The organism is Aeromonas sp. QDB31 (assembly GCF_027707605.1).
GTDB classification, from domain to species: Bacteria; Pseudomonadota; Gammaproteobacteria; order Enterobacterales; family Aeromonadaceae; genus Aeromonas; species Aeromonas media.
The window spans coordinates 1-3,385 of sequence record NZ_JAPCIX010000049.1; the positions used below are offsets into that span (position 1 = coordinate 1).

Sequence of the window (3,385 nt, forward strand, 5' to 3'; positions counted from 1 at the left end):
GGTAAGCAGAGTTTTTGAAATGTAAGGCCTTTGAATAAGACAAAAGGCTGCCTCATCGCTAACTTTGCAACAGTGCCGGATTGAATATAACCGACGTGACTGTTACATTTAGGTGGCTAAACCCGTCAAGCCCTCAGGAGTGAATCATGACCGTAGTCACGACCGCCGATACCTCCCAACTGTACGCACTTGCAGCCCGACATGGGCTCAAGCTCCATGGCCCGCTGACTGTCAATGAGCTTGGGCTCGACTATAGGATCGTGATCGCCACCGTCGACGATGGACGTCGGTGGGTGCTGCGCATCCCGCGCCGAGCCGAGGTAAGCGCGAAGGTCGAACCAGAGGCGCGGGTGCTGGCAATGCTCAAGAATCGCCTGCCGTTCGCGGTGCCGGACTGGCGCGTGGCCAACGCCGAGCTCGTTGCCTATCCCATGCTCGAAGACTCGACTGCGATGGTCATCCAGCCTGGTTCGTCCACGCCCGACTGGGTCGTGCCGCAGGACTCGGAGGTCTTCGCGGAGAGCTTCGCGACCGCGCTCGCCGCCCTGCATGCCGTCCCCATTTCCGCCGCCGTGGATGCGGGGATGCTCATCCGTACACCGACGCAGGCCCGTCAGAAGGTGGCCGACGACGTTGACCGCGTCCGACGCGAGTTCGTGGTGAACGACAAGCGCCTCCACCGGTGGCAGCGCTGGCTCGACGACGATTCGTCGTGGCCAGATTTCTCCGTGGTGGTGCATGGCGATCTCTACGTGGGCCATGTGCTCATCGACAACACGGAGCGCGTCAGCGGGATGATCGACTGGAGCGAGGCCCGCGTTGATGACCCTGCCATCGACATGGCCGCGCACCTTATGGTCTTTGGTGAAGAGGGGCTCGCGAAGCTCCTCCTCACGTATGAAGCGGCCGGTGGCCGGGTGTGGCCGCGGCTCGCCCACCACATCGCGGAGCGCCTTGCGTTCGGGGCGGTCACCTACGCACTCTTCGCCCTCGACTCGGGTAACGAAGAGTACCTCGCTGCGGCGAAGGCGCAGCTCGCCGCAGCGGAATGAGCGAACGTCGATATAGCCCGCTCGCGACGCTGTTCGCGGCGACCTTTCTCTTCCGGATCGGCAACGCGGTGGCGGCCCTCGCGCTTCCATGGTTCGTCCTGTCTCATACAAAGAGCGCGGCCTGGGCGGGCGCCACGGCCGCTAGCAGCGTCATCGCGACCATCATCGGCGCGTGGGTTGGTGGTGGCCTCGTCGATCGGTTCGGGCGCGCGCCCGTCGCATTGATCTCGGGTGTGGTGGGCGGCGTGGCCATGGCGAGCATCCCACTGCTCGATGCCGTTGGCGCCCTCTCGAACACTGGGCTGATCGCTTGCGTGGTGCTCGGTGCCGCGTTCGACGCACCCGGTATGGCCGCGCAGGACAGTGAGCTGCCCAAACTCGGCCACGTCGCCGGGCTCTCCGTTGAGCGCGTCTCGTCACTGAAAGCGGTGATCGGGAACGTCGCGATTCTAGGTGGCCCGGCCCTTGGGGGGGCCGCAATCGGCCTGCTTGGCGCTGCGCCAACGCTCGGGCTGACGGCGTTCTGCTCCGTCCTTGCAGGTCTGCTCGGCGCGTGGGTGCTTCCCGCGCGTGCCGCTCGGACGATGACCACGACGGCGACTCTCTCCATGCGCGCCGGCGTCGCTTTTCTCTGGAGCGAACCCCTGCTGCGCCCTCTCTTTGGTATAGTGATGATCTTCGTGGGCATCGTTGGCGCCAACGGCAGCGTCATCATGCCTGCGCTGTTTGTAGATGCAGGACGCCAAGTAGCAGAGCTCGGGCTGTTCTCCTCAATGATGGGGGCTGGTGGTCTCCTTGGCATTGCCATTCATGCGTCGGTCGGCGCCCGGATATCAGCGCAGAACTGGCTGGCGGTGGCATTTTGTGGCTCTGCGGTGGGCTCGCTTCTGCTTTCACAGTTGCCAGGCGTGCCGGTGCTGATGTTGTTGGGCGCGCTCGTGGGACTGCTGACCGGCTCAGTCTCTCCCATTCTCAACGCTGCCATCTACAACCGCACGCCGCCAGAACTTCTCGGCCGGGTACTCGGCACGGTCTCGGCGGTGATGCTGTCAGCCTCGCCCATGGTTATGCTTGCGGCCGGCGCGTTTGTCGACCTTGCTGGTCCGCTCCCTGGCCTCGTTGTATCGGCCGTGTTTGCGGGGCTCGTGGCTCTACTCTCGCTCCGTCTTCAATTTGCTACAATGGCGGCGGCAGCCACAGCCTCCGCCCCAACCCATACAGAAGGTGAACACTGATGCCCCGCCCCAAGCTCAAGTCCGATGACGAGGTACTCGAGGCCGCCACCGTAGTGCTGAAGCGTTGCGGTCCCATAGAGTTCACGCTCAGCGGAGTAGCAAAGGAGGTGGGGCTCTCCCGCGCAGCGTTAATCCAGCGCTTCACCAACCGCGATACGCTGCTGGTGAGGATGATGGAGCGCGGCGTCGAGCAGGTGCGGCATTACCTGAATGCGATACCGATAGGCGCAGGGCCGCAAGGGCTCTGGGAATTTTTGCAGGTGCTCGTTCGGAGCATGAACACTCGCAACGACTTCTCGGTGAACTATCTCATCTCCTGGTACGAGCTCCAGGTGCCGGAGCTACGCACGCTTGCGATCCAGCGGAACCGCGCGGTGGTGGAGGGGATCCGCAAGCGACTGCCCCCAGGTGCTCCTGCGGCAGCTGAGTTGCTCCTGCACTCGGTCATCGCTGGCGCGACGATGCAGTGGGCCGTCGATCCGGATGGTGAGCTAGCTGATCATGTGCTGGCTCAGATCGCTGCCATCCTGTGTTTAATGTTTCCCGAACACGACGATTTCCAACTCCTCCAGGCACATGCGTAAACGGAGGTGTGCAGAGTCCCTGCGGCAGGCGACGAACACGACCGTCGTCGATTAGTACCGGTACGGTCGGTGGTATCGAAGTCTTGATCACCACTCAGGTCTACGGCTTACAAATGGTGACCATCCCGATACTTGCGTCAGAGCACCGGGCCGATTCTTTGACAGTGAATCACTCCCGTAAGGTTGTGCCGGTGTGGGTGTCCCGGGTCGAGACGATACTCCGCCAATGCGCCCAGCAAACAACCTGGCCATCGCAGGTGGTGGGGAGCGGTGTGGCGGATGAGTTGGACAAGTTGGTGTAGCAGCACGAGCACGGCGAGATAACATCGCAGGAGTTCGACATGCTCAAGAGACAGCTGATTGCGAATCGCGATGCAGATTCATAACCCGATTGCGGGTTGGCTTCACTCCACCATCACCGAGCAGACTAGCACGGCGGGCTCTGTTGCAAAGATTGGCGGCAGTCAGAGGTAGGCTGTCGCTCTGCGCCGATCAGGCGGCTGCTGCGAAATGG

The 3,385-nt window shown here is 62.6% G+C and carries 3 protein-coding genes; all 3 read left to right on the forward strand.

The features are described from left to right. Positions 1-146 precede the first annotated feature (146 nt). From PG898_RS21055 to mphR(A), 3 genes are read left to right on the forward strand one after another with little or no spacing between them, the layout of a single operon-like run. Positions 147-1,052, forward strand: a complete 906-nt coding sequence (locus PG898_RS21055; protein ID WP_000219391.1) for an Mph(A) family macrolide 2'-phosphotransferase — start codon at positions 147-149, stop codon at positions 1,050-1,052. Next, a complete protein-coding gene (gene mrx(A), locus PG898_RS21060) occupies positions 1,049-2,287 on the forward strand; it encodes a macrolide resistance MFS transporter Mrx(A) (RefSeq protein WP_000004159.1) in 1,239 nt (412 codons plus the stop codon). Before PG898_RS21055 ends, mrx(A) begins: the two co-directional genes overlap by 4 nt. Continuing rightward, positions 2,287-2,871, forward strand: a complete 585-nt coding sequence (mphR(A), locus tag PG898_RS21065; protein ID WP_001137892.1) for a macrolide-binding transcriptional repressor MphR(A) — start codon at positions 2,287-2,289, stop codon at positions 2,869-2,871. The genes mrx(A) and mphR(A) overlap by 1 nt, the downstream gene beginning before the upstream one ends. The last annotated feature ends 514 nt before the right edge of the window (positions 2,872-3,385 follow it).